Raw genomic sequence first — 26,648 nt, 5'->3', positions numbered from 1 at the left:
TTAAGCTGATTAAATTGATTTTAAACCTTCTAAATCATGTGCTAACAAGTGTCCAAGCTATGGAACCAATGAGGGTATCATCCATTAGAGATAGCAAGACTATGCTTAGCATCATGGCTAAAAAATGTTTACATGCTTAAAATACCCTACGCCATGTTCACAACCGTACCAACTTAGTATCTTTGCAAGCAGTAATCAATGCGCTATTACAGCATCAAATTATATAGTAATTAAGCCTATGCCCTTTAAAAAATTACACCCAGAACTACGTGAAGCGATGGAAAGATTGGCCATTGCAGAACCAACAGCATTCCAAAAAAAGCTAATCCCGGTGGTAAAAAGCGGTGCCAATACGTATGGTGTTGCAGCAAAGGATAGCGGAAAAACAACAAGTTTAGTTCTTACCACCTTACAAAAAATAGGGTTTAAAGCAGAAGGAAACGCCCCTAGGGCAGTGGTACTCGTGGAGAATAAAACAAAAGCGTTAGAACTTTACGATACCTTTTTAAAATTCACCAAGCATAGTGACATAAGGGTATACGTAGGTTATGAGGAATTGCATATCGATATTCAAAAGTCGGAAATATTCGAAGGCGTGGATATTTTGATCTCTACCCCTAAGACCATGAACAAGTTATTTTTATTGAACGGGGTAAGTACATCACAATTAAAGATTTTTAGCGTAGACGATGCCGATTTTCTTATTCAGAAAACGGAATCCAGTGCCATACTTTCGGTAACCCAGAGTATTCAAAAATGTCAATATGTGCTATACTCGGAACAAACACATCCAAAACTACAGCGTTTTGAATCCTATTTTATGGAGCGGGCCAAAAGCGTAAAGGGCTAATATTACAGAAGCTGTATTGGCTAAGTGTTGTTAATTCCTAGCAACACCGCCCGTTCAGTAAACTACCAAGGGGCAAATTTGCGCGGCATTCGTAAAGATTCTGCCTAAAAGATTACGACAACATTTAAATCGCTATTATCAAGTAATTTTTACTGGTTTTAACCAAAGAGAATTTATCGAAAAACTATCTTCGCGCCCATGTGGATGTATTCGGGCCTTTTGGCCGCGCTATTTTTAGGGTTACACAATCTGTGTAAAAAGCATGCCGTACGGGGGAACGAAGTATTTCCAGTACTTCTAGGAACTATTACTACCGGTTTTCTTTTGCTTTTGCCGCTGTATTTCGCTTCGTTGTACGCGCCGGAGTATATGGATAATTTGGGACTCACAATTACACGAATCCCATGGTCCAATCATGGTTTTATCGTTATTAAGTCCATGCTGATGGCCGGTTCTTGGGTGTTGGCCTATCAGGCTCTAAAGCATTTGCCCATAACCATTGTAACGCCCATACGCTCCGCTGGTCCATTCTTTACGTTTATCGGTGCTATTTTTATCTACAGGGAGTCGCCAACAGGTTGGCAATGGGTCGGGTTTTTCTTGATTATTTTTTCCGTGTTTCTGTATTCGCGCATCGGTAAAAAGGAAGGGATCAACTTTAAGAACAACAAATGGATATTTGCCATTATCGCTGCTACGTTTTTGGGTGCTTCAAGCGGTTTGTATGATAAATTCTTAATTCAGAACCTTCAATTAAACCCTCAAACACTTCAGTTTTGGTTTTCTTGGTATACGGTGCTGATACTTCTCGTAATCCTATCCATTAATTGGTTTCCCTATGCGGATAAGCGAAAAGCCTTTATTTGGCGTTGGTCTATACCTGCAGTGGGCATACTGTTAGTGTTTGCCGACTACTTCTATTTTAAGGCACTCCAAGACCCTGACGCTCTTATTATGCTTTTATCGGCCATCAAAAGGAGTCAGATACTTATTGCCGTTGTCCTTGGAGGTATCATTTTTAAAGAACAGAACAAACGCCGAAAACTTATCCCGTTAGCGGGAATAATGATCGGCGTAGCGCTTATTCTATATAGCAACGGTTAGGTAAATAGCCACTTTCGTAGGTGTAGCTTGATTAAAAAATTACAAATAGAGTGTCTTATAGAATATAACGGTAACCCGTTATTTCGTCCAAATATCCGTTATCTTTAACTCTATTACATTACCATATTTACGAAGTTGTTCCAATTCAAACTCGGAGGTATCTCCATAAATGGTAATTACCGCTGGTTTTCCTTTCACATTGGTTTCATAGAACGACTGAATATCTTCAAAAGTCAGATCGGGAAATTTAGCATAATTTAGTTCGTTTGGGTCACTTTCGTATTCGGTGTTCAAAAAATTTTCTACTGTGGTCGAGAGCTGTCTAAAATTAGGTCTGTTGGAACTGGCTTCCAATAACAATCCATTTTTTAAGGAAGGTAATCGCTCTTCATACGTAGGCATATCATTTAAGAGGTCCATTACTACGTTTACGGCATCTGCAGTCTTATCGGCCTGAGAACCCGTAAACAATACTAGTCGCCCTTTTTTAGTTGGTTCGTATAACGGGTTGATATAGTTACCGCCTACGGCATAGGCCAAAGATCGAAACTCGCGTACTTCTTGAAAAAGAAGACCGGACAGCCCATTGGTGTAATAAGCATTAAAGGCTTCTTTCTTAAAATCGTGTTCTTTATTCAAAGCTTCACCATTAACTACATAATACACATAGCTCTGTATTGCTTTTTTGTCATGTACTACGTAAAAAGTAGTTTCATTGACACGGTTAGCTTCTTGGAAGGTGTAGCTGTCCGTTTGATTTTTTTTGAACATATTTTTGGATGCAATAAGCCCTATGCTTTCCTTTGGTGTTTGGCCACCTACATAATGTATACTATTGAACCCATTTTTAAGGAGGTTTTTGGAAGCTGAAAGCAGTCTTTCAGGATCTAACTTTTTAAGCTGTTTGGCCGACATTCTATTTAAATAACCCGAATTTTCACCAAAAAGACCATATACATATAACATACGACCTGCAGTACTTGGGTCGTTTTTTGCTAGTTTATTTGAAGTTTTTCGCTGGTTGGCCAAATAATCTATTGTTTTGTCATCAGGTTTAAAATGGGTTAACAAGTGTTCTAATAATAACACCGATTCCTTAAAATTCTTATCGATTCCCGTTAAGTTAACATCAAAAGAATTATAGTTAGCCGTAAAACTGAAATTAGCACCAAGTCTTGCAAACTTGTTTTTAAGTTCGTTGGCAGTATATGTAGAGGTTCCGCTATTGTTCATTGCTAACGCCAGTTCTGGATACAACAGATCTTCCAAAATTCCCTTGGCAATTGTTGCCCTGAACGTAAAAATATCGTTTTGAGGATTCTTGGTATAGTACAGATACTCATCAATTACCTTAACATCTTTATCAACATCTATAAAACTTGGAGAAAGGACCTGTTCAGGGAGCTGCTCAAAAGCCTTCGCATATAGCGATGTTTCCTCGGTACGTGCCGTAATGGGCTTATATGCCGGCTTTTTTAATTTTGTTTTTTTGGGAAAACCGGTTCTTGATTGTAAAGTAAAATAGTCCTCACCAAAATACGTATCGGCAGCTTTCTGAATATCTTCCTTGGTAAGTTCTTTTATGTTTTTAGAGTAGGAAAGTAGCTCATCGGGATTCATATCATAGATAAAACTGAGCCCAATATAGTCACTACGGATTTCCAAATCTTCAAGAGAACGGCTATACTCTCGGTACATACCATTTTTAATGGCCTCAAAGTAGGTATCCTCAAACTCACCATTTGCAATAGAACGAAAGGAAGCTTGTATCTCCTCTTCATAGTGTTTCAAGGATTTACCAAAAATTTTTGGCACAAAAAAGATAAAAGCACTCCCGTCTTCCTCTAAGAACTCTTGCTCGCCGCCGGCATATAGTGCCTTGTTCTCTGAATTCCATATATCCAAAAATCCAGTCTCGTTACTATTAGACATCATTTGACCCACTACCTCTAAAGCTGCACGGTCCTTATGGCCAAACGGAACCAATTTATACCCCATAAACCCAACTTTAATGGGAGTCATGCGTACCTTTTGAACCTCCCTACCCTTAAAACTGTTCAATTTACGGGTATTAAAGTCTGGTTCTGGACCTCTTACCAGTTGCCCAAAGGCAGCTGCAATAAGTGGCTTAACCTCATTACTGTCAAAATTACCGCTCAGCACCAAGGCCATGTTGTTGGGTACATAGTAGGTTTGGAAAAACGCATACATCTTTTTTAATGATGGATTTTTCAAATGTTCCACACTGCCCAACACGGTTTGTGTATTATATGGATGATTACCATAAATGTAGGAATTGAATTTCTCATAAATTCTTCTTTGAAGATCATCGCCCGCCCTATTCTTTTCTTCATAGACCGCCTCTAGTTCGCTCTGAAAAAGTCTAAAAACGGGTTTCTTAAAACGGTGAGCATAAATATCCAACCATTTAGCGAGCTGATTGGGCGGGAAGATATTATAGTAGTTTGTATAATCATTACTGGTAGTGGCGTTAACGGCCGTACTACCAATTGATTTTATTAAGCGATCAAATTCGTTAGGAATGGCAAATTCAGAAGCTTTGCGCTCCTCGGCGTTAATTTCTTGCTGAATGGCAGTTTTTTTGTTTTCCTCACTTTCTTCCGCCAATTCATCATATAGCTCTCTAATTTTATCCAAATGGGGTTTCTCTGCTTCAAAATCTTGGGTTCCCAGCATTTGGGTACCCTTAAAAAGCATGTGTTCCAAATAATGGGCAATTCCCGTAGCATCGGCAGGGTCGTCCTTACCTCCTGCATTCACCCATACAGAACCATAAATGGTACTTGCCTCGGTATCTTGGTTTAGATAAACTTTAAGACCGTTTTCCAATTCGTATGATTCTAATTTTAAATTAGATTCTTGTGCATTTAAGGTTGCAAAAAAAAGAAGACTTAAAATGGATAGAAAGTTACGCATACAATAGACTTTGATTTATGAAGTATGTAATACCAATTTCAGTTTTGAATGTCGTATTGAAAGTTTGAATTATTTTTTTCTCAGTTTAGGAATGAAATCTAAGCATAGCATTAGCTATAGTTCTATTTTATGACGACAAATGAGTAAAAAAGAAACTTGTTTTATGCGACATCTAGAATTTAAATTGGTATAAGGTGGTTCGTTTAACTGATCATTTAATAAACAATAGCGCACCTTTAACCTACAAGTTACCTTTATTTTAGGAAAGTAGACTGAACTAGCTTAAATAAATAAGTGAAGTTTTCATCAATTATGTGTTCCAGTTGAGCATTCCAATTGATCATGTATAGCAAGTTCTTAGTTTCCAGGTTGGTATCCGTCTAAATGTTTGCGCTCCACCCCTTCCGTCTTGTAACCCTGCAGAAAAGTCTGAATACAATCCACCTTTCCCTGTTATGGGATCGAATCTATTACGATTCCCATTTCTTAATAGGTTAGTTGTACGAAACAATGTAGATGTTATGTGCTTTTACAGGCATATTCAGAAACTGGTTTTTATAGTATTGGTGTTGTCTATTATATCTCGTGATAAGCAGTCAGATACTTATTGCCGTTGTTCTTGGAGGTATCATTTTTAAAGAACAGAACAAACGCCGAAAACTTGTCCCGTTAGCGGGAATAATGATCGGCGTAGCGCTTATTCTATACAGCAACGATTAAATACCCAACAACCCAAAGGCCCCTTTTGTCAGAAATTGTGTCTTCGGACTAAAGTTGTCCGTCGGTTCAATAGCGGTATATTCCTTGTCATTGGCACTAATTTTCACCTCCTGAGCTCGAAAATAATAGTAATCCCCCTCGTATTTATCCAATACCAAAACATACGGTGTTCCATCTACCATTACCACGGCGTCGTTGGGCAAGGCCATTCCACTTTTTGTGCTGGTAGTAATTGCGGCCTCCACGAACATGCCCGTAAGAAAGTTGTTCTCGGATTCATCCATCAAATGCCCATGTACCTTTATGGTCCGGTTTTCCTCCATGGCGGCACCTACCAAATACACTTCGGCTTTAAAAGTTTCCGTTGAAGCTTCGGGAATCTTAAAGTTGATATGGTGTCCTTTTTTGATCTTCATAATATCCTTTTCAAAAACAGAAAGTTCTAAATGTATGTGGTCGTTATCTATAATTTCTAAGATGGAAGCTGCAGGAGATACGTACGTTCCCCTAGTTATATTGACTTTGCTAATGGTACCGGAGATGGGCGCATGAATGGTAACAACAGAACTGATCGTTCCATTTTCTACTTTTGAAGGTGAAATATGGAGCAACTGCAATTGTCTGGACAGGCCCGTATGTTTGGCTACGGCCGACTTATACGCACTTTCCGCTTGTAAAAAACGCTTTTGTGAGGTTATGTTTTCAGCCTTCATGGTTTGCTGCCTATCGAACTCGGACTTTAAAAAGGTCAATTGTTGATGTACCTCCATATACTCTTGCTGTAGGGTTACAAATTCCGGGTTTTCGATCGTGACCAAAGCCTGACCTTTTTTCACCACATCACCTTGCAATAATGGCGCTGTTTTTATGTAACCGCCCATAATGGCACTTACAACAGCCTTATTTTCCGGCGGTACGTCTATCATCCCGTTTACGGTTACGGTTACGGGAAATGGTTTTTCCTCTAATTTACCTAACTGCATGTCGTTTGTCTTAAACTGTGTTTCGGTAATTTGAATAAGTCCGTCATCGGTTACTGTCGTTTCCGGATGTAAGGATTGTGCTTTATCGCCACAAGACGAGATGACAATGATTAGAACAACATATATAACTTTTAATATAGAACGATTCATGATAGGATGTTTATAAGGTTAAGAAATTAATGGCAATGGCGGTCTGATTGTACATTTGGAGCTTGTCCAGATAATCCAAGGTTATTCCGTAGGCACTTTCCAAGCTTTGGATGTATTGATAAAAATCGATTTCCCCGTTCCTAAAACTACTACGTGCCGTTTTTAGGATTTCCTCGGACAAGCTACTGCCTTCGTTTTCATAATAATCCAGTGTTTCCTGAAGCTGGGAAAGTTCCGTTTTCAACCTATGGAGCTTGGTACTCAGCTGAACGGTATATTCCTTGGCTTCGGCCTGGGCGATATGGGCGGCGAAGCCGGCCGCTTTTATCCGTGAGGAAGTACCTCCAAAAAGCAAGGGAATCTTTAATCCTATTTGATACCCGGACAAGCGTTCGTTGGTGGCCGCCGTGGTACCGCTAAAATATTCCAAACCGATATCCGGTAGTAGTTGCTGCCTTTCAAAACGTCTCTCCGCCTCGGTAACCGCTATTCGGTTCCGGTAAAAATCGATTTCCGGACTTGTTTCTATAGTGTTGTTCGTTACCATTACCTTTAAGGTAGGCTCGTTGGCTATAGTTATGCTATCATTCATCTGTAAGCTCTTTAGCACCTCTGCATAAGCCATTTGAACCTCTTTTTGCGCGCCTTTGTAATTGAGATGTACCTGCTGTTGTTTAGAGGCTGCGGTAATTTTCTCCAAGTAATTGGTTTCGCCCAATTCAAAACGCCTGGCGGCAATACTGGCGAAATTTGCATACATACTGTCCAACCTTTTATAGACCCGTTCTTTTTCCCGTGCTACCTGAAAGCTGTAATACGTTGCCGTAAGTCTTCTTTCCAGCCCCTTTTCCTCAATTTTATAGCTGTTTTCGGAGAGGGCATACTTTGCCCTGTTCAGCTTTCGTTCAGAAAAATAAACGGTCGGAAAACGGAAGTCCTGCTGTATCCCGAATACGCGTAAAGGGGCATCCAGTAGCGTAAGGTTGTTTTCATCAAAATGATAATAGACTTGGGTCTTGTCAAAACTATAGGCCGTTTGCATCAAAGCATCGGACCTATCTACCTGTAAACTGCTAGCTTTCAGTCCGGCGTTGTTCTGTAATGCTATCGGGAGCAGTTCCTGTAAATTTTTAGGTGCCTGCTGCCCCATAATCGGGATCGAGCAAATCAAGAAAAGTACCGTTAACATAATACTTGGAACTTTTGCCCATAGTTTTGGTTGTTCCGGTCTTTTTCGGTTCAGGTAGGCAAATAGCACGGGCAGTACCACCAGGGTAAGGACGGTTGCACTGAGGAGACCACCAATAACGACCGTAGCCAAAGGGCGCTGTACTTCTGCACCGGCACTGGTAGAAATTGCCATGGGCAAAAAACCTAAGGCGGTTGAGGAGGCCGTTAACATCACCGCACGTAAACGATCTAGCGTTCCTTGTTTTACCAAGGCCTCGATGTTTTCATGGGCCTTCCCTTTTAGTTCCTTAAAATGTTCGATCAAGATGATACCATTAAGGACGACCACCCCGAAGAGGGCAATAAACCCTACCCCTGCAGAAATACTGAACGGCATATCCCGTAGCCATAATAAAAAAACACCGCCTACCGCCGCCAAAGGAATGGCCGAGTAAATCATTAAGGCTTCCCGGATAGAAGCTAAAGCAAAATACAAGAGTACGAATATCAGTACCAAGGCAATGGGAACGGCTACCAGTAGACGCGATTTGGCACTTTCCAAATTCTCGAACTGTCCGCCATAGGCAATGGTATAGCCTACAGGTAACTGTATGTTTTGGTCTATTAGTCCTTGAACATCGGTTACGACAGATTGCAGGTCGCGCCCCCGAACGTTCACACCAACCACGATCCTACGCCTGGTATCATCCCTAGAAATCTTCGCCGCTCCGGTCTTAAGATCGATCACCGCCAATTCCGAGAGAGGCACTTTTCCGCCGTTCGGTAGATCTATGAACAGATTTTTAAGGTTGTCGATATTCTTTCGTTTGTCCTTATCCAAACGAACCACGAGATCAAATCGTTTTTCGCCCTCAAAAACACTACCGGCCTTTTTTCCAGCAAAACCCATCGAAACCATATCATTGAGTTCTTGGATATTGAGTCCGTATCGCGCAATTTTAGAACGGTCATAGCGTACGTTCATTTCCGGTAGTCCGTCTATTTTCTCCACCGTAATGTCTGCCGCACCTGGCACATCTGCAATCAAATTTCCGATTTCGTTCCCTTTTTTGGCGAGAACCTCCAAGTCTTCACCAAAAATCTTTATGGCGATATCGGCACGCACACCTGTAATCAGTTCGTTAAAACGCATTTCAATGGGTTGGGTAAACTCTACTTCCATTCCTGGAATCACGGCCAAGGCCGTCTTGAATTTTTCCGCCAATTCATCTTTTGAGCTTGCCGATGTCCATTCCCCCTTAGGTTTTAAGGTAATAATAACATCGCTTTCTTCCATGGACATGGGGTCCGTAGGTACTTCCGCCGCACCAATTCGGGTGACCACCTGTTTTACCTCAGGAAATTGTTTTAGAAGGATTTCTTCTATTTTCGTTGTTATTTCTACCGTCTTTGTCAAAGAAGTCCCCGTTTTTAATACGGGCTGGATTACAAAGTCGCCCTCATCCAAAGTAGGTACAAATTCCGCTCCTATAGTAGTGTAGACATAAATCGATACACCTAGTAGAACTACTGCAATGGTCATGACCAATTTTTTGCTCCGCAATGCCCAATCGATTATGGGTTCGTAACCCCGTTCTATACCTTTCATTATGCGTACCGCTATATTTTTATCCGTGGTTTTCGATGGCTTTAAAAACAAGGATGCCGCTACCGGTACAAAGGTAAATCCCAAGACCATGGCACCTAACAGTGTAAAACAAAAGGTGAGTGCCATTGGCCGGAACATTTTACCCTCCACGCCGCTAAGGGTTAGTATGGGTATAAATACGATGAGGATGATAAGCTGACCAAATATGGCAGAATTCATCATTTTGGATGCTCCGGAGAACACTATGGAATCTTTAAATTTCTGTTGTTCGGCCTTCCCCAGTGCCAATATTTCGTCATGTTTTCGTGCAATCTTAAAAGCGATGAATTCCACCACGATTACCGCACCGTCTATAATAATACCAAAATCGATAGCACCAAGACTCATTAAATTGGCATCCACACCAAAGATATACATGAGGGAAATGGCAAAAAGAAAACTTAGGGGAATAACCGAGGCTACCAATAACCCGGAACGCCAGTTCCCTAAAAGCAATACGACCACAAAAATGACGATCAAACATCCTAAAATCAAGTTTTCCGAGACCGTAAAGGTGGTTTTTCCAATGAGTTCGCTACGGTCTAAAAAGGCATTAATATATACGCCATTAGGCAGAGATTTAGATATTTCGGCTACGCGTTCCTTTACAGCATCTATAACCTTTATTGAGTTGGCATCCTTGAGCATCATTACCTGTCCCAATACCTTTTCACCTTCCCCGTTGCCGGTTATGGCTCCGAAACGAATCGCATTGCCATAACCTACTAGCGCTACATCCTTTATGTACACGGGAATCCCGTTTCTGTTCACCACCACTATGTCCTCGATATCTTTAAGGGAGGAAATCAGGCCTTCACCACGTATAAAATATGCTTGGTTCACCTTCTCTATATACCCGCCACCGGCGACGCTATTATTTTGCTCCAAGGCCTGGAAAACCGCAGAAGCCGTAATATCCATGGCGTTAAGCTTGTTGGTGTTGATAGCGACTTCATACTGTTTAAGGAACCCGCCCCAGGTATTGACCTCTACTACCCCTGGAATTCCGGACAATTGTCTTTTTACGATCCAGTCCTGTATGGTTCTTAAATCTTCGGCACTATAGGTATCCTTATATGCTGGCTCAACATCCAAAATGTATTGGTATATTTCGCCTAATCCGGTAGTGATAGGTCCCATTTCCGGAGTTCCAAAACCTTCGGGTATTTTCTCGCTGGCGGACTTTATTTTTTCGGCAATCAATTGTCTGGGCAGGTAGGTGCCCATATCGTCCTCAAAAACTATGGTCACTACGGATAGGCCAAATTTAGAAATGGACCTGATTTCGAGAACACCGGGCAAATTGGCCATTTCCAGCTCTACCGGATAGGTAATGAACTGCTCCATATCCTCGGTAGCGAGATTTTTGGAGGTGGTGATGACCTGCACCTGATTGTTGGTAACATCGGGTACCGCACCAATGGGGATTTGCGATAGGGCATATAATCCAAACCCAGTAATGGCACTCGTAAACAAGAAAATAAGAAACTTGTTCTTTAGACTGAAATTGATAATATAGGAAAGCATAGCAGCATAGAATAATAAGTGTGAACAGCACGTAACGTTTGTGAACGATTAGTACCAAAAAATAAAGTTCGTAATGCTATTATGCTTTGCGAGGCGGCTGAAGAATCCCATCCGTGTGAAGGGAGGACGAGGGTGCCTTATAGTAAAAATTAAAGGTCCGTGGTGCTGGAAAAAGCATGGTTTCCATGGCCAGAACAGTGTTGTTAAATGTAAAATCCGTAATCGTTAGGGTTTGGGAATTATGTTGAAAGGGCAATTGCTCGTGCTCTTCCCTTTCCTCCTGATGCTCTTCATCATGAGCCGCTTTAAGCTCCCCGTAATGCTTGGAAATAAACACGAATACATTGTCGCCATATTGCTCGCTGTGAAATTGCGCATGTTCAATGAACTCGTCTATTTGCACCAAATCATCTATATGCAATCCAAAGCTTTGCAGCAGGATTACGGAAGATAATAGTATGGAAAACAACCTGTTCATCTACCCAAAGTTAGAAAAAATAGATGAACTTAAATAACTACGGACCAAAAGGTAACGCCAACCACTTGTAGCTTAAGAAAATTAGCACTAAAAAGAAACGAAACGATTCTAGCATCGCAAAACTACGATGGAACAACCCATGTCCCAAAAAGCCCGTATTCATTACAATTTGGGAGGATACGCTAATTTATTTGATGATAAAAAAGCTTAATTCTAAGAACCAATACCATCAAAAATCGCTTATTTAGACTAAAAATCTATTACGACACCAATACCTGGAATAACCGAACCCTCTCCCTGCGCTATGGTCACCAAACTTCTAGGCTGTGCAATCGTTCCGCTTGCATCCCTGTTTAAGCCGTATTCCGGGGGACTAGGATTGTTCTGTCCCAGAATGTTCTGTGCCTCGACAAAGAGGTTCAAGGCAAACTTCTCAAAGTTCCATTTTTTGTCCAAGCGTACATCCAAGGCGCTAAAAATATCCAACTTTTCCTCCCCCAAACGCTGATAATCCAAAATTACTTCAGGGTAATTGGCTAAAGTAGCGTCTAAATTCGCTGGGACGAAGGGGGTTCTTCCAGCAAACCGATATCTGGAGCTCAATTCCCAGTTCCTGTTAAACTTGTAACCTCCCACAAAAGAGACCAAATGCCTACTGTCCCAAACCGATGGAATGTAGTTGCTCGTGTCAAATCCTGTAAACTCGCTGTAAAACCAAGTGTAGGCAAAGATACCATAGAAATTATTGGACAGTTTTTGCTGAAACTGCAACTCGGCACCATAACTCCTCCCCTTTCCAACAGTCTCTATAGGTTCACTACCCAAAACTTCAAATCCGCCTCCTTTATTTGCCAAGGAAACTCCATCACGGACGGATACCGGGTAATCCTCATAACGTTTGTAAAAACCTTCCAAGGAAATACTCGAAGATGGCGTAAAATAGTGTTGTAGGCCTAAAACGACATGATCACTTAGGGTATAATCTACATCTTGATTGATCAGCTCGTTGGCATTATTTCTAAAACCTAGGATCGTGTACGGTGGAATCTTAAAATAACGTCCTACAGAACCGTTCAATCGCCAGTCCGGGGCAAATTCGTATGAGGCGGACATCCTTGGAGAAAAGGTACTTAGGAGGTTGTCGTTCGCTGTAAAGGTATCATCATCCATTCGGAATCCTACGGATACGTCCAACTTGTCCTCCAAGAACGACTGTGTTACGTTGGCAAAGAGCCCATACTTGATGAAATCTATTTCCGTATTAAAAACAAGGTTGTTCCTAACATCGCTAGTCGTGTTGCTATAATCGGAGTGTTGCAGGTTCAATCCTGCACTCAACTTCCATCCATCAAAAAACTGGGTGAGCTCGTAGCGTAGTTTTGTTTCCGATTCACGGGCATCGTTCCCAAAAATAACACCGGTTTCATTTATAGGGTCGGAATACCGGGTAAAGTCGTTTGAGAGCGTGTTATTACTTAACGTACTTAGCATAAAACCGTTACTGTTCTTAAAACGGTTACGCCAAGTTACGCCCATTGTGTTGGTGCGCTGCTGAATAAAAGGAACTTGATCCACTTGGGCTTGCTGTTCCTCGTCAAATTCATCGGGCGGATTTACGGAAAAATCATCAATGGAGCCCAGTCCCAAAAATGTTAGGGTGTTGTAATCATCCAACTCATGGTTCAGTTTAAATTGATAATCCCAATAGTCTGGTCGTATGGGCAGTCCGATAGCCTGAAACAAAAACTGCAAGTAACTTCTGCGAACGGACGCCAAAAAAGTGGTTTTGGACACCTCCCCTTCTTTTTTGAACAAGGGACCTTCCAAGGTGAGCGCAGCTTCACTAGCACTTAATCTAAAATTCCCTGCAAAATTCCGATTGTTTCCATTCCGTTGCTGAAACTGCAGCACACCGGACAAAGGATTATCATACCGCGCGTTAAATGCCGACGTTGAAAGGGTTACATTGTCAATAAAGGATACGTTGATAAGTCCTACCGGCCCACCGGCACTACCCTGTGTCGCAAAGTGGTTGATGTTGGGAATTTCCATACCGTCCAAGTAGTAAACGGTCTCGTTTGGTGCACCACCACGTATGATCAGATCGTTTCGAAAACCCCCTATGGACGGAGATACGCCCGGGAGGGTTTGGGCAACCTGAACCACATCGTTATTACTACCCGGGTAGGTCGCAATTTCTACCGCAGATAGGGTCTGTGTAGACAAGGGTGTTTCTTTAGGTCTGCTGATTACATTTGCGTTGGAAAGTACTACCTCGTCCAATTGCTCAGCGGATTCCTCCAGTAAAAAATCATAATTGGGTGTTCCTTTGGAACGTACGATGATGTTAAATTGTGTTTGTGAGCCATACCCCAAATAACTGGCTATTAAATTGTAAGATCCCGGTGCCACGCCCCGAATTTCATAATAGCCATCAAAATCGGTCTGGGCACCTAGTTCCGTTCCCTCCAAAAAGACGGAGGCACCGCCAATGGGCACTCCTAAGTTATCGGTTACATTACCGTAAATACTTACAGTTACTTGAGCGCTGGTACCTATAGTCACCGTAAGAAATACAGCAAGAATAATCGATTTAAGGCTTCCGAACATATTTTTGTTTAATTGTTTAAAATAAATCTAAAACAAAAATAAATGTTAACCATCCTAAATCAATGCTGTTGTGCTGTTAAAGTTTACAAAAAAATCATTGTTGCGGAATGAAATATACTCTCGAAATAGTCTATAAAAACAAATTTTAGAAATTGCCTGTCATATACTTTAAAACGAAAGTTTACCAAGAGATTGGAAAATAATCCTTTAGGAATTTGCCACACCAGTGTTTACCGGTATTTATTCCATCGAATAAGGGGTCCATAACCCGAGCGGCACCATCTACAATATCCAACGGAGGTTGAAAATCGTGAACTTCTTGTTTCATTTTGGCCAATGCTGCAGGGTCTTCATCCGTAACCCAACCGGTATCTACGGCATTCATATAGATTCCGAATTTTGCCAATTCCCCGGCCGACGTATGGGTTAACATGTTCAAGGCCGCTTTTGCCATATTCGTATGAGGATGCCGTGCTTCTTTGAAAAATCGGTGAAATTTCCCTTCCATGGCAGATACGTTAATGATATGTTTTTGACCCGTATTTTCTTTTTTCATCAATTCGGAAAGTCGGTTACAGAGGACAAATGGTGCAACAGCATTTACCAACTGCACCTCTACCATTTCAGTAGTTTCTATGGCACCCAGTTTTAAGCGCCAGCTGTTGGTTTTTCTTAGGTCGACCTGTTGTAGGTCGGCATCCAGTTCCCCTTCCGGGAAAACTTCTTGTGGCACCAAACTAGCATCAAAACTATATGGAATCTGGGATAGTTTAGCAGAAGCACTCAAACCTATACCAGGTTCGGGGCCATGCCAGGAAACAGGCATATTTTTTTGAGATGATACTGCTGCCGTTGCCCCTTTTAACTCTTGAAGGCAACTATCATGATTAGCTAAAACAATTTTGGCGAATTCAGGTAATTTTTCAAAGGGTAGTTCCTCGTTTGCCATCATGTGCGCATAGAATCCGGAAGGTCTGCGCACAGTCTGGGCCGCATTGTTAATGAGGATGTCCAGCTTATCATAATGCTGCTCCACATAATTACAGAAAATCTCTACACTTGGAATGTGTCTTAAATCTAAGCCATGTATATGCAAACGGTGCCCCCATTCCATAAAATCGGCCTCTTTTGAAAAGCGTAAAGCGGAATCCACAGGGAAACGTGTGGTAGCTATAACGGTTGCACCACCCCGTAATAGCATTAGAGTTATATGATAGCCTATTTTTAATCGAGAGCCCGTAATAACGGCTACTTGGCCTTTTACATTGGCCGTTTGAAATCGTTTTAAATAATTAAGATCTCCGCATTCGGTGCACATGGTATCATAAAAGTGATGTAAGGTGTCAAACTTTACCTTACAAACATAACAATCCCGTTCCGACTCTAGTTTTAAGGTTTCTTTTTCCTTTAGTTGGGCAGCACTCAACAATTTTGGAGCTTCAAAAATGGGATTCTCTCGCGCATATCTAATTCCTGTCTGGTTTCGCGCACTTTTATCTTTTGCTGCTTGCTTTCGTTTGGCAGCCTTTTTAGCATCCTTGGTACGTCTGGAAAATTCTTCACGGCTTGGCCTTGATAGTTGTCCAGCTGCTTTAATGAGTGCTATTCGTAACTCTTTAGGTATTTCGAATATTTTATCGGTATTGGCTACCAAGTCTTCCAAGAGGGCAAGGGAACGACCGACCTCCTTAACGCTTATCCCCTTTATTTCTTCCTTTAAATTCTCATCCATTCCAATACAATTACACCTAGTGTTAAAGGGCAACAAACACCATTTAGTTATTGCACGAAACTACGATTTTAATGCATGATTCCGTTAAAATAGTTGTTTAAGGTTCCTCTTAAAAAAATCAGCACTATCCGTAATACTCTGTATCGAATTTTCGGCAAAATTACCCCCTTGTTCCAAATAGTAAAATTCCAAAGCAGAGGTATCCAAGGCGGGAATCATTTCGCTATAGTCTATGGACCCATTGCCTAGTTCGGTATAATCACGGGTAATTTTGTCCATATCCTTAATATGCCACATCACAAAACGTTCCGGTGCCGTAGCAATTAATTCCTTAGGTGTTTTGCTGGCCGAGTGTACTGCCCAATATAAGTCTAACTGAATTTTCACAAGCGAAGGGTCCGTACCCTTAAGAATCATGTCAAACCCAGTGTTTTCTCCATAGGTATGAAATTCAAAATCATGATTGTGATACGCAAATCCCAAACCTGCTTGGTTCACTTGTTCACCAATGGTATTAAGCAAATCCGGTAAACGTTCAAAAGTCTCCAAGGTCCTTTGCTCCGGAGCCATCCAAGGCCATGTGATATAACTATGTTTTAAAGCATGGGCACCCTTGATACAAGTGTCAACGAATTTCCTTAGGGTATCCTTTGGAGCATTTAAATAATCCGAAAAACCATAGTGACAGCTAGAGGATGACAGCCCAAAATCGTCTAAAATCGCTTTAAAATCCGTTGCCGTATGACCATAATAGGCTATTTTGCCCGAATCGAACCCATAGAGCTCCAAATCCTCATAACCCAAGGATTTTACTGTTTTAAGACTTCCTAGCAGATCTTTGGCCATAGCATCGCGAATGGTGAATGCCTGAAGTCCCATTTTATACTGTTTTTTTTGTTTAATACTAAACATTGGTATAGGTAGGAATCCAGCAGTAAACGCCAAACCTGAATTTTTAACAAAAGTTCTTCTTTTCATAGATTGAAATATAAGGTTTCTAGTATACTATCAGGAAACAATAGAATCGTTGATAGACTGTAATACAGCATTTGCCGCGAGTTCACCACTAAGCATGGCTGCGTTCAAAGAGCCATTTAACATCTGATCTCCCGCTAAAAATGTTTTGGCCGTTAAGCGGGTTTCTGTAGGCACCATGTCATACTGAATATTAGACAAATTTGGTAAGGCCTTTTTTATATAATATCGTTTTAAAAACGTAGTTCCGGTAATACCGCATAAGGCATTCAATTCTTCTTGTACGGTGTTTATCAATTCCGTTTCGGACAAATTATGTTTTTTTACTACGGTTACCGAAAGGAGATTATCGGTACCACTATGTTCCATAGGTAATGCCGAATGGTAAAATACATTGTTGACTAAGGCTTCCGAATCGGTTACAAGTCCTATCAAAGGTTTTTGAATGGTTTTTTCCTTCGTTGTAAAATATAGGGTGTCACAAGATTTCCACCTAGTTTCCTGATTTCTTAGGTTCGGCACCAATTGTGAGGCTTCGGTGGCGATGATGGTGTAGTCTACGGTTTCTTCTTTTCCATCGGAAAATACCAAGGTTCCGTCAGTAACGCTCGCAACCGGACTATGAAATACAAAGTTTGTCTTTGTTAATCCAGCGGCTAATTGTCTTGGAATGGCTGCTATACCCGCTTTGGGCAATACCGCATTTCCTGTACCGAACATTTTGTACACAAATTGAAACATTCTGGATGAGATATTCAAATCCGGCTCCAAAAAAATCCCGCTAAAAAAAGGAGCGAAAAAGTCGGCTATAATTTCATTGCTAAAACCTTTCGATTTTAAATAGTCACGAGTTGTGGTTTCAGGCTCATTGAAGATGGTGTCCAGTGATTTAGCCTTTAGTTCCTTGTTCAGTTTAAAAATCTTCCACTTATCGCCAAACGTCCCTATTCCGCTAGTAAGTGTTGGAACCAACAGGGAAAGATTGCGTAACGGATCGCCTAGGATTACCTGTTTTCCGTTCTTAAACAGGGTAGCACCTGGCAGAAACGTGCCCAATTCTAAGTTGGCATAATCCAAATACCGCTGCGCCATAGGATAGGCATCCAACAAGACCTGAAAACCGTGATCCAACTGATAGCCATTTTTTACGTCGGTTTTAACGCGGCCTCCTACGCTATCGGAGGCTTCATAAATAGTTGGTTGGTAGCCTTGGGCCTCCAATACTTTTGCGGCAATCAGTCCGCTTACCCCTGCTCCAACAATAGCAATTTTTAATTCCTTGTTCATAGCTGTAAAAATAAGGAAAGTATTGTTTTTGATGTAGAAAAGAAAGTAATACCAATTTAAGTTTTGAATGTCGTATTGAAAATTTGAATTATTTTTTTCTCAGTTTAGGAATGAAATCTAAGCATAGCATTAGCTATGGTTCTATTTTATGACGACAAATGAGTAAAAAAGAAACTTATTTTATGCGACATCTAGAATTTAAATTGGTATAAATACTGGTGGGAGGTGGTTATTGGGAGGTAGGTAGTGGGTAATGACAAATTAGGCAGTTGCAGTTGATAGTAACGAGTTCACGGTCAAAGTAAATAACCAGTATAACGTTTTTACCAGGAGCGATACTTATTTACAAAGGTGCTTGAGCAGCAACCGGTACGAAGTAAGCCCTTTTTGTTGGTAGCTAGTAGTTCTTTAAGGGCAGTGTTATTGAACTTTAGTTTGTATTTGAACCCTGCGGCGGCGGGCAAGCTTGCTGCTTGCACTTGAACTTATCTCCTGAAATCTCAATCCTCCGGTGGATGCCCATGAATATCCTCAAAAACGGTGTCAAAATTTTCTCTGAGATATGCGTTCAATTTCTTCTGGTAATCGTCCTTTAACCAGCTTAAAAAGTTATAGGTACTTTTACTGATACATTTGGCATACACCTGAATACGATTATCAATATCCTCTTTCAACAACTTTGCCAAGGCGAGTGCATCATAAACATCTTCGCTATTCTCTATACATATATAGGCGTGATGGGCAATGGATTTTTCCAACACAACCTTGGAAGATTCTCCCGCAAAGGTGGCGTCCTTGTAGGTGGATTTTATATCAAAATAAGTATTGTCCGACTTTGAGAACTCGGCTTTGATTTCATCGGAAAGATCGTGTTTAAACACCCCTTCTATCTCCTCATCGTCCTTAATACGATCAATATAAAAATTGGGCGATTTAAAAATGGCCTGCCAGTCCAAATCCGCGCCCCAAGGACCAAATCGATACATATTGTTCCCTAAATCGATAACGGTAAACTTGGATTTATTGTTGAGTACCCTAGACCCCCTTCCTATCATCTGGTAGTACAGTGTCAGGGATTTTGTTGCCCTATTTAGAATAATGGTGTCTATCGTAGGTTCATCAAAACCGGTTGTTAAAATACTAACAGAGGATAAAATGGCATTGGGCGTTTCCCGAAACCATTTCAATATTTGTTTCCGTTGCTTTTTTGTTGCCGTATTGTCCAAATGCATAATGGGCAGACCGGCATTCTGAAATGTATAATACACTTGGATGGATGTTTCTATACCATTGTTGAAAATCAAGGTTTTCTTATCCTTTGAATGTTTCAAATAGGCTTCCAAAAGCTTGTTCAACATAGACGGACTCGTGTACAGATCGGCCGATGATTTAACGGTGTAATCTCCGTTAGAACCAACTTCCAAAGAAGTAAGGCCCATATCGTACTGAAAGGTCTCTGCCCTTGCCAAAAATTCGTTCTCTATAAGATTCTCTATGGATTCGCCCGTAATGAGTTCGTCATAGTTACCGTTCATTGGCAAATCCTTATTTGAGCTTAGTGGTGTTGCCGTTACACCCAATATAAAAGCATTTTCAAAAAACTTGAACAGTTTAGTAAAAGAATTGTAATGTGCCTCATCGATAATCACCAGCCCAACATCGGAAATATCCAATTTATCATCGTTTAGCCTATTGTTCAAGGTTTCTACCATAGCCACATAACAACTGTAGCGTTCTTGGTCGTCCAAATTGGCCTTACTGTTTACTATTTTATTGACAACTCCAAAACTGGTAAGCATGGCAGAGGTCTGGTTGCAGAGCTCTACCCTATGCGTCATCACCAAAACCTTTTTGTTATGGTTCTTAAGGTATTGCCTTACAATTTCGGAGAAAATAACGGTTTTACCACCACCGGTAGGCAGCTGGTATAGTAGATGAAAGTCTTCCCGTTCGTTATCAAATTTTTCAAAAATATTCTGAAGGGCGCCTTGTTGATAACTATAAAGTTCCTTATCGGTCTTGCGCTCTTGTAATTCAAAAGTAGTCTCTTGCATCATATCTTTTTCGGAGGTGGCCAAAGATACGATCTTAAGTAGCTTTTTACTAATGATTAAGACAAAAAGCAGCTAGCGTCCGATAAACAAACCTGTTCTAAGGCAAAAAAACACTTAAAAATAGCTGAAGACTGGTTTTTATTAAGGCTGACAACGATTATTTTGGGTTTCAAGTATTATTTTTTGTTATAAAAAAAGGGATGCGAAACCATTTTGACCCAAAATATGCAATGGGCATGCTATTGTAGCTCCGAGCTACTGCAAATACTACGGCTGCGCTACTTTTTTCAATTTCAATGTAGCGGTGCTATGCTGAAATCGATGCAACCCCAGTATTTATTGCATCTCGAAGCTTCTTAACGAAGCTCCAATGCATAATTTGGATTTAATTCCCCTTATTATCGATTATAAAAACAATACAATTAAGATTATTTTTTTTTGATGTGGAAACCACTTGGATATCCAATTGTGCTGTTATGAGCGAAGAAGCAATGCAGCTATTTGGTTTTTTTATTCCTTCCACTATTCTAAAAGGATTGAAGATGTTTAACCTCGTTTCAAAACATAGATCGCTTTAAACAACTAGTGAAATAATTTACGGGGCTTTTAATTCGGATTTAATTGGTCCACGTGCATCATGTAGGTTGCAATAGCACCTAATTCTTCATCGGAGATGTTTTTTAAAAAACCATCGATATTGGCTTGCATTATCGCGACCTGGCGAGGTTTGGTATCTACTATAGGTTTTGTTTCTCCCTTTAAAAAGGCTACAATATCACCGTTTTGTTCTGTATATACTTGCATTATTTTCTTTATGGAAGGCCCAACTTTTTCCTTATTTATGTCATGGCACGTAACACAGGTTTTTTCTGAAAACAATCTATTTCCTAAAAAAATCTGGGAATCTTTGCTTAAGGCAGCGCGTTCAGGAACCGACTTATCCACCTCTTGTTCCGCTTTACCGTTCCCTTTGCAGTTGCAAACCAAGAGAACCAAAATAAGGTATGAGATTAATCGCATTGGTGTGTCATTAACAACTTATATCACTTAAAGATAATGAAAATGGTATAACGGAATACAGAAATTATACCTTTTTAAACCTTACTGATTTGGACGCTTTCAGTTTCATAAACTATACCTAATGCTGTTTTCCATAGGAACTGCTCTCATTATTTTAAGCCACTATTTTGGATTCCCTTATAACAAATAGGACACTGTTGACCCCATAGTTTGGACCAAGCCTCACGATATTTTATGGTTTTGTAGAGAGAATAGTTAATGGTTAGGTTATACCGGGTTGCTACACTGTTCAAACAAAAATGAAATAGCAAGAATAGCTCAATGCGGCCAAACCCCTTTAATAATAGTGGATTCGTTAGGAATTCTAGTAAAAAATGCTATCTTATAAAGAGAAATTTTAACTTAAATACATATATGAGGCAACTTAAAATCACGAAGCAAATTACCAATAGAGACACCAAGTCATTAGAAAAATACTTTCAAGAAATATCGAAACTCGATTTGATTACGGCAGATGAAGAAGTAGAGTTAGCAAAAAAAATACGTGATGGAGACCAAATTGCCCTCAACACCCTAGTAAACGCCAATCTACGTTTTGTGGTATCTACTGCGAAGCAATACCAAGGTAGCGGAATCAGACTTTCCGATTTAATCAATGAAGGAAATATTGGTTTGGTTAAAGCTGCCAAGCGTTTTGATGAAACCAGAGGTTTCAAATTTATATCCTACGCGGTTTGGTGGATTCGTCAAGCTATCTTACAAGCCATTTCCGAACAGTCGCGAATGGTTCGCTTACCTTTGAATAAAATTGGGGAAATAAGTAAAATTAAGAAAGCTTCCACCGCCTTGGAACAATTCTACCAAAGAGCCCCAAATGCATTGGAAATTGCTGGAGAGCTTGATATGAATACTGCTCAAGTAAAATTGGCCATGAAAAATTCAGGTAAACATGTATCCATGGATGCGCCTTTTGAAACAGGAGAGACTTCCAACCTCTATCAAGTAATCCAATCGAAAGATGCACCAAGACCGGATGCTAATTTAATGCGGGATTCGCTCAATACTGATATGAACCAGGCTTTAAAATCGCTTCCGGAAAGGGAGCGTGAAGTAATCCGTTTATATTACGGGCTTGGTGAAGGAGCAGCAAAAAGCCTTGGCGAAATTGGAGAGCTTTTTGACCTGACCAGAGAACGTGTACGGCAAATAAGGGAAAAGGCAATTAGAAGACTTAGAAACAAATCACACAACCAGGTGTTGCAAAGCTATCTGTAATTCCCTTAGATTTTGTTCAATAAAACGCTTAAGAAAATCAAAAATAAAAGCCATCACAAAAAAATGTGATGGCTTTACTTTTCTCAATCATAATATTGTTACTCCGGCATCACTACCGTATCTATCGCATGAATTACACCATTGGAAGCTGCAACATCTGCAATTACTACTGTGGACATTGCTCCTTTAGCATCGGTTAGCATTACATTACCATCTTTTAGACTCAAGTCAATGCTTCCACCTTGAACTGTTTCTACAGTAAACGAACCATTGTTCGTATTGATTGCCTCGATTACAGCGGCAGCTTCAAATTTTCCTGCCACTACATGATAAGTCAAGATACCGGTTAAGGCATCTTTGCTTTCCGGCTTCAATAAACTTTCTACAGTTCCTTCCGGTAACTTGGCAAACGCATCATTTGTTGGGGCGAATACGGTAAACGGACCTTCACCGCTCAAAGTTTCTACCAGTCCCGCTGCCTGTACCGCGGCTACTAATGTTGTAAAATTATCATTCCCTGCCGCAACTCCAACTATGTTGGGCGTTACAGCTTCAACAACAGCTTCCTCTACCGCTGTTACAGCTTCTGTAGCTTCTTCTTGCATCTCTTTCTTTTTCTCTCCGCAAGACACAAATAATAAGGCCGATAATGCGCAAAGACTTAACGTTTTTAAAGTTTTCATATCAATTCTTTAGTTTATTTAAATCAAAGGTACGCAGTAATAATATTTGTTTAATATATTTAACAAAAGATTAAACAAATTAAAGTGAAGGGAAAACAACCTCAGCTATTTTGGCCAATACAAAATAGGTAGGCCCGAATCATCTAACATCTGATTATAAGCCCTGACCTCTTTGGTTTTCAAATCCATTAAAGTTGATTTTAGCTTAGACCATTGCGACAAATAATCTTTTGTTACTTCCCTAGTTCCTTGTGTAACCGGTAAATTTCCCTTTCCAATGGAATTTAAAAAATCTTTAAACTTGATCAAAAGACGTGCTTCGAACATATAGTTACTTTGAAAAGTCCTCATTTCTTTTTGCAAGATCTGCGCAATCCAAGCATCTATACTTTTATTCAGTTCAAGTCCCTTGGTTCTTAAGTTATCATCTTCCGTAACCCCTAAAACAAAATCCAACTGTTGTTTTATCTTTCTTAAATCCCGTACTCCTTTGGCCATTTCCGTCGCCCCTTGATAAATCGATTTGGACAACTTATCCCTTTCCTTATATGCTGCAGCTGCGTTTTCTACACTACTCGCTATTCGGGGGTCAATTTTAATTTCGAACTCTTGAACCTGAATAAAATCACCAATTGTTAAACGTGCTTTGTAGTTTCCAGGTGCGGCGTTATAGGCAGTTAAATCTCGATTTGTGGTATACAGTTCGGTCAAACAATCAAAACGTCCAACTTTCATATTCCAAGAATACCTATGGGCTCCTTTTGATTTTTTTAATTGCGATTTTATCAGCGTATCACATTCCACTTTGGAAACACCGGTAAATTCCGAATGAACAACTGTTCCGGAACTATCTAGTATTTCCAAGGACATTGGTGTACTTACCGGAACCTCTTTGTTCACTACATAATGTATCTGTACGCCCTGTGGAGGATTTTTACCAAGTCCGCCATCGATACTGTAGGCAACGGAAAGTTCCGTGTGTACATCATTAGGTTCAAATAAATGGTAGTCCGCTTTAGCGATAGCGTCCGTCATTTGGTGCAAAGGTGTAAGATCATCTAATATCCATAAAGCCCTGCCCTGGGTTGCCACGACCAAATCTTTCCGCTTTACCCTTAAATCGGTGATTGGCACCTCCGGTAAGTTGTTCTGTAGGGAGAGCCACTGCAAACCGTCGTTAAAAGAAACAAATACCCCTGTTTCGGTGCCCGCGTATAACAGCCCTTTTCGATCGGGGTCTTCCCGAACCGTTCTTGCAAAGGTATCCACGGGTATGCCGTTTACTATTTTCGTCCACGAAACTCCGTAATCATTTGTTTTAAAAATATATGGGGTGAAATCATTGAATTTATATCCAGTAACTGCGATGTAAGCGGTTGCAGGATCATGAGGAGACGGTTCTACTACGTTAATGATACTTTCTTTAAGTCCATTTGGAGTAACGTTGGACCATGTATTTCCACCATCTTGGGTTACGTGAACCAAGCCATCATCCGATCCTACCCAAATTACACCCTGTTTTAGAGGGGATTCCTCGATATTAAATAAATTGTTGTAACTCTCGGCGGTTATTTGCTCGTTGCTTATTGGTTCTCCTCCTTTTCCTTGGCGGCTTTTGTCATTTCGCGTCAAATCTTTACTAATTTCCTCCCAAGTGGTGCCCCTGTCCGTGGATTTCATAACGTATTGTGACCCGTAATAAATAACGTTGGGATTATGGGGAGACACAATTACAGGTCCGTTCCAATTGGCCCTATATTTTAAGTTCTTTGGTTGTTCCCCGGTAACGCGGGTAGGATAAGGCATCACCATACGCGTATTATCGATATCCCGATCCCATTCCACAAAATTACTGGCAAAATACGTAGAATAGACAAATCTTGGATTATCGGGGTCTAAAGCTACTGTTGAAGATTCGCCGGCACGCATTACGTCCCAATGCATTTCGCCTATACCATTATCCGCTACACGGCTATCAATAGCGATGGTGCTGTTATCTTGCTGGCCGGAATATATTCTGTACGGATATCCGTTATCCGTAATGAGTCTGTAGAATTGTCCGGTGGGTTGGTTATACATCGTAGACCATGTTTCCCCTCCATTAAAAGTAACAGAACCACCGCCATCATTAGCATTTACCATGATGTCGCTATTATCGGGGTTTATCCAAAGGTCATGATGGTCTACATGGCTTCCTTTCATTCCTGTAAAGGTTTTCCCTCCGTCTATAGATTTCATGGCAAAACTGTTCATCACCCATACTTCATCTTCATCGTTCGGGTCGGCAATAATATGCATGTAATACCAAGAACGTGCGTAAGTCGTCGCATCATTTGTCATCTGTTTAAAGCTTTCCCCTGCATCATCGGAGCGATACACACCTGCTTTTGCTCCTAATGCATCAATAGCAATATAGACTACCTTTGGATTTGCCGGTGAAATAGCAACACCCATTTTGCCTTTTAATTGGGGCAAGCCTTTGTTGATCTCTTTCCAAGTTGCACCACCATCGGTAGTTTTGAATATTTTACTTCCCGGGCCACCACTATGAACCACCCATGGCTTGCGCCAAAACTCCCAAGAGGCAACCATCATAAAATCCGGATTATTTGGATCTACGGTCATATCAACAAATCCCGAATCCTCGTTGACATAAAGAATTTTATCCCATGTAACACCACCGTCTTCGGAAAGATAAATGCCCCTTTCCTCATTTGGACCCCAAGGATTTCCTTGTGCGGCCACGTATACTTTATCGGGATTGTCCGGGTGCACATAAACGTCACTGATGTGTCTGGTTTTTTCTAGCCCAATATGTTTCCAAGTTTTGCCGGCATCGGTAGATTTATACATACCATCGCCATGTGACGTCTTTACACCGCGCACGGGAGACTCGCCAGTACCCACGTAAATAATATTGGGATTTGAAGGTGCCGGAGTAATATCGCCGATACCTGTGGTATTAAAAAAGCCATCTGAAATATTGTTCCAAGTATTTCCGCCATCCATAGTCTTCCAAACACCGCCACCGGTAGCCCCCATGTAATAGGTGAAAATATCATTTGGAACTCCTGAAACAGTGGTTGAGCGCCCACCTCTAAAGGGACCTATCATTCGATACTCCATCGATTCGTACAGGTTTTCCGTAATCGTTGAAGTGCCAGTGTTTTTTGTACGTTGCGCATGTAGGCAAGACGTAATAACAAATGTTAAAAGAAAAATGCCAAGTGTTGTTCTCATTGGTTGGAATATTTGGTTATCGGTCCTATATGGCTCGTAGCGTGCAAATTAGCGATTATTTTTCGGTTAAGCACGAGCCGAATTTTTTGATTTTCTTATTATCTTTTTTTCTCAATAAGTCAAATTAAAAAATTTGGCGGACTTGCAGATATACCTGAACTTTCGATTAAGAAACTAACTAGCTATGAGCTATATACGTTATGTG

The 26,648-nt window shown here is 40.7% G+C and carries 15 protein-coding genes and 1 pseudogene; 4 read left to right on the top strand and 12 right to left on the bottom strand.

All coding sequences use genetic code 11. The annotated features are described in order from the left end of the window. The first annotated feature begins 238 nt into the window (after positions 1-238). Entirely contained in the window at positions 239-850 is a 612-nt protein-coding gene (locus ACFQZJ_RS08535; RefSeq protein WP_379933849.1) for a DEAD/DEAH box helicase, read from the top strand. Between the two features lie 198 nt (positions 851-1,048). After that, the gene (locus ACFQZJ_RS08530) at positions 1,049-1,954 is read left to right on the top strand and encodes an EamA family transporter (protein ID WP_379933848.1); all 906 of its coding nucleotides are present in this window, start codon (positions 1,049-1,051) and stop codon (positions 1,952-1,954) included. A 78-nt stretch (positions 1,955-2,032) separates the two neighbouring features. Here the strand turns inward: ACFQZJ_RS08530 and ACFQZJ_RS08525 are convergent, their stop codons facing one another. Next, positions 2,033-4,891 carry a M16 family metallopeptidase gene (locus tag ACFQZJ_RS08525; RefSeq protein ID WP_379933846.1) on the bottom strand — a complete coding sequence of 953 codons (2,859 nt, stop codon included), beginning with the start codon at positions 4,889-4,891 and terminating at the stop codon, positions 2,033-2,035. Between the two features lie 591 nt (positions 4,892-5,482). Here ACFQZJ_RS08525 and ACFQZJ_RS08520 point away from each other — a divergent pair. Then, positions 5,483-5,611 (top strand): annotated as a pseudogene (locus ACFQZJ_RS08520) (permease); the annotation flags it as partial. Here the strand turns inward: ACFQZJ_RS08520 and ACFQZJ_RS08515 are convergent. From ACFQZJ_RS08515 to ACFQZJ_RS08475, 9 genes are all read right to left on the bottom strand, one after another. Continuing rightward, positions 5,608-6,744: an efflux RND transporter periplasmic adaptor subunit gene (locus ACFQZJ_RS08515; RefSeq protein ID WP_379933844.1), complete on the bottom strand. Its 1,137-nt coding sequence runs from the start codon at positions 6,742-6,744 to the stop codon at positions 5,608-5,610. The pseudogene ACFQZJ_RS08520 and the gene ACFQZJ_RS08515 sit on opposite strands and share 4 nt — an antisense overlap. A gap of 10 nt (positions 6,745-6,754) precedes the next feature. Continuing rightward, positions 6,755-11,089, bottom strand: a complete 4,335-nt coding sequence (locus ACFQZJ_RS08510; protein WP_379933842.1) for a CusA/CzcA family heavy metal efflux RND transporter — start codon at positions 11,087-11,089, stop codon at positions 6,755-6,757. A gap of 79 nt (positions 11,090-11,168) precedes the next feature. Further along, complete coding sequence (locus tag ACFQZJ_RS08505; RefSeq protein ID WP_379933840.1) at positions 11,169-11,567, bottom strand: hypothetical protein; 399 nt, start codon at positions 11,565-11,567, stop codon at positions 11,169-11,171. A gap of 249 nt (positions 11,568-11,816) precedes the next feature. Further along, positions 11,817-14,177, bottom strand: coding sequence for a TonB-dependent receptor (locus ACFQZJ_RS08500; RefSeq protein ID WP_379933839.1), 2,361 nt, complete (start codon positions 14,175-14,177; stop codon positions 11,817-11,819). A 181-nt stretch (positions 14,178-14,358) separates the two neighbouring features. After that, complete coding sequence (locus ACFQZJ_RS08495; protein WP_379933838.1) at positions 14,359-15,909, bottom strand: SDR family NAD(P)-dependent oxidoreductase; 1,551 nt, start codon at positions 15,907-15,909, stop codon at positions 14,359-14,361. An 84-nt stretch (positions 15,910-15,993) separates the two neighbouring features. Next, positions 15,994-16,887, bottom strand: a complete 894-nt coding sequence (locus ACFQZJ_RS08490; protein WP_379933837.1) for a sugar phosphate isomerase/epimerase family protein — start codon at positions 16,885-16,887, stop codon at positions 15,994-15,996. A gap of 30 nt (positions 16,888-16,917) precedes the next feature. After that, the gene (locus ACFQZJ_RS08485) at positions 16,918-18,171 is read right to left on the bottom strand and encodes an NAD(P)/FAD-dependent oxidoreductase (RefSeq protein WP_379933836.1); all 1,254 of its coding nucleotides are present in this window, start codon (positions 18,169-18,171) and stop codon (positions 16,918-16,920) included. Between the two features lie 500 nt (positions 18,172-18,671). After that, on the bottom strand, positions 18,672-20,225 hold the full coding sequence (locus ACFQZJ_RS08480) for a DEAD/DEAH box helicase (RefSeq protein WP_379934428.1): 1,554 nt from the start codon (positions 20,223-20,225) through the stop codon (positions 18,672-18,674). A 606-nt stretch (positions 20,226-20,831) separates the two neighbouring features. Next, positions 20,832-21,245: a c-type cytochrome gene (locus tag ACFQZJ_RS08475; RefSeq protein WP_379933834.1), complete on the bottom strand. Its 414-nt coding sequence runs from the start codon at positions 21,243-21,245 to the stop codon at positions 20,832-20,834. A 414-nt stretch (positions 21,246-21,659) separates the two neighbouring features. On the opposite strand from ACFQZJ_RS08475, the gene ACFQZJ_RS08470 reads away from it, so the two are divergent. After that, positions 21,660-22,520, top strand: coding sequence for a sigma-70 family RNA polymerase sigma factor (locus tag ACFQZJ_RS08470; RefSeq protein ID WP_379933832.1), 861 nt, complete (start codon positions 21,660-21,662; stop codon positions 22,518-22,520). A gap of 98 nt (positions 22,521-22,618) precedes the next feature. On the opposite strand, the gene ACFQZJ_RS08465 is transcribed toward ACFQZJ_RS08470, so the two are convergent. After that, positions 22,619-23,203 carry a fasciclin domain-containing protein gene (locus ACFQZJ_RS08465; RefSeq protein ID WP_379933830.1) on the bottom strand — a complete coding sequence of 195 codons (585 nt, stop codon included), beginning with the start codon at positions 23,201-23,203 and terminating at the stop codon, positions 22,619-22,621. Between the two features lie 105 nt (positions 23,204-23,308). Continuing rightward, positions 23,309-26,443: a WD40/YVTN/BNR-like repeat-containing protein gene (locus tag ACFQZJ_RS08460; RefSeq protein WP_379933828.1), complete on the bottom strand. Its 3,135-nt coding sequence runs from the start codon at positions 26,441-26,443 to the stop codon at positions 23,309-23,311. Positions 26,444-26,648: the final 205 nt, after the last annotated feature.

This window comes from Maribacter chungangensis (assembly GCF_042676845.1).
Lineage (GTDB): Bacteria > Bacteroidota > Bacteroidia > Flavobacteriales > Flavobacteriaceae > Maribacter > Maribacter chungangensis.
Note: the sequence above shows the minus strand (reverse complement) of the source record. Positions and strands in the feature narration are given on the sequence as shown.

Coding starts and splice junctions, on each gene's coding strand:
- ACFQZJ_RS08535 (WP_379933849.1), top strand. CDS start 239: ATGCCCTTTAAAAAATTACACCCAGAACTACGTGAAGCGATGGAAAGA.
- ACFQZJ_RS08530 (WP_379933848.1), top strand. CDS start 1,049: ATGTGGATGTATTCGGGCCTTTTGGCCGCGCTATTTTTAGGGTTACAC.
- ACFQZJ_RS08525 (WP_379933846.1), bottom strand. CDS start 4,891: ATGCGTAACTTTCTATCCATTTTAAGTCTTCTTTTTTTTGCAACCTTA.
- ACFQZJ_RS08515 (WP_379933844.1), bottom strand. CDS start 6,744: ATGAATCGTTCTATATTAAAAGTTATATATGTTGTTCTAATCATTGTC.
- ACFQZJ_RS08510 (WP_379933842.1), bottom strand. CDS start 11,089: ATGCTTTCCTATATTATCAATTTCAGTCTAAAGAACAAGTTTCTTATT.
- ACFQZJ_RS08505 (WP_379933840.1), bottom strand. CDS start 11,567: ATGAACAGGTTGTTTTCCATACTATTATCTTCCGTAATCCTGCTGCAA.
- ACFQZJ_RS08500 (WP_379933839.1), bottom strand. CDS start 14,177: ATGTTCGGAAGCCTTAAATCGATTATTCTTGCTGTATTTCTTACGGTG.
- ACFQZJ_RS08495 (WP_379933838.1), bottom strand. CDS start 15,909: ATGGATGAGAATTTAAAGGAAGAAATAAAGGGGATAAGCGTTAAGGAG.
- ACFQZJ_RS08490 (WP_379933837.1), bottom strand. CDS start 16,887: ATGAAAAGAAGAACTTTTGTTAAAAATTCAGGTTTGGCGTTTACTGCT.
- ACFQZJ_RS08485 (WP_379933836.1), bottom strand. CDS start 18,171: ATGAACAAGGAATTAAAAATTGCTATTGTTGGAGCAGGGGTAAGCGGA.
- ACFQZJ_RS08480 (WP_379934428.1), bottom strand. CDS start 20,225: ATGCAAGAGACTACTTTTGAATTACAAGAGCGCAAGACCGATAAGGAA.
- ACFQZJ_RS08475 (WP_379933834.1), bottom strand. CDS start 21,245: ATGCGATTAATCTCATACCTTATTTTGGTTCTCTTGGTTTGCAACTGC.
- ACFQZJ_RS08470 (WP_379933832.1), top strand. CDS start 21,660: ATGAGGCAACTTAAAATCACGAAGCAAATTACCAATAGAGACACCAAG.
- ACFQZJ_RS08465 (WP_379933830.1), bottom strand. CDS start 23,203: ATGAAAACTTTAAAAACGTTAAGTCTTTGCGCATTATCGGCCTTATTA.
- ACFQZJ_RS08460 (WP_379933828.1), bottom strand. CDS start 26,443: ATGAGAACAACACTTGGCATTTTTCTTTTAACATTTGTTATTACGTCT.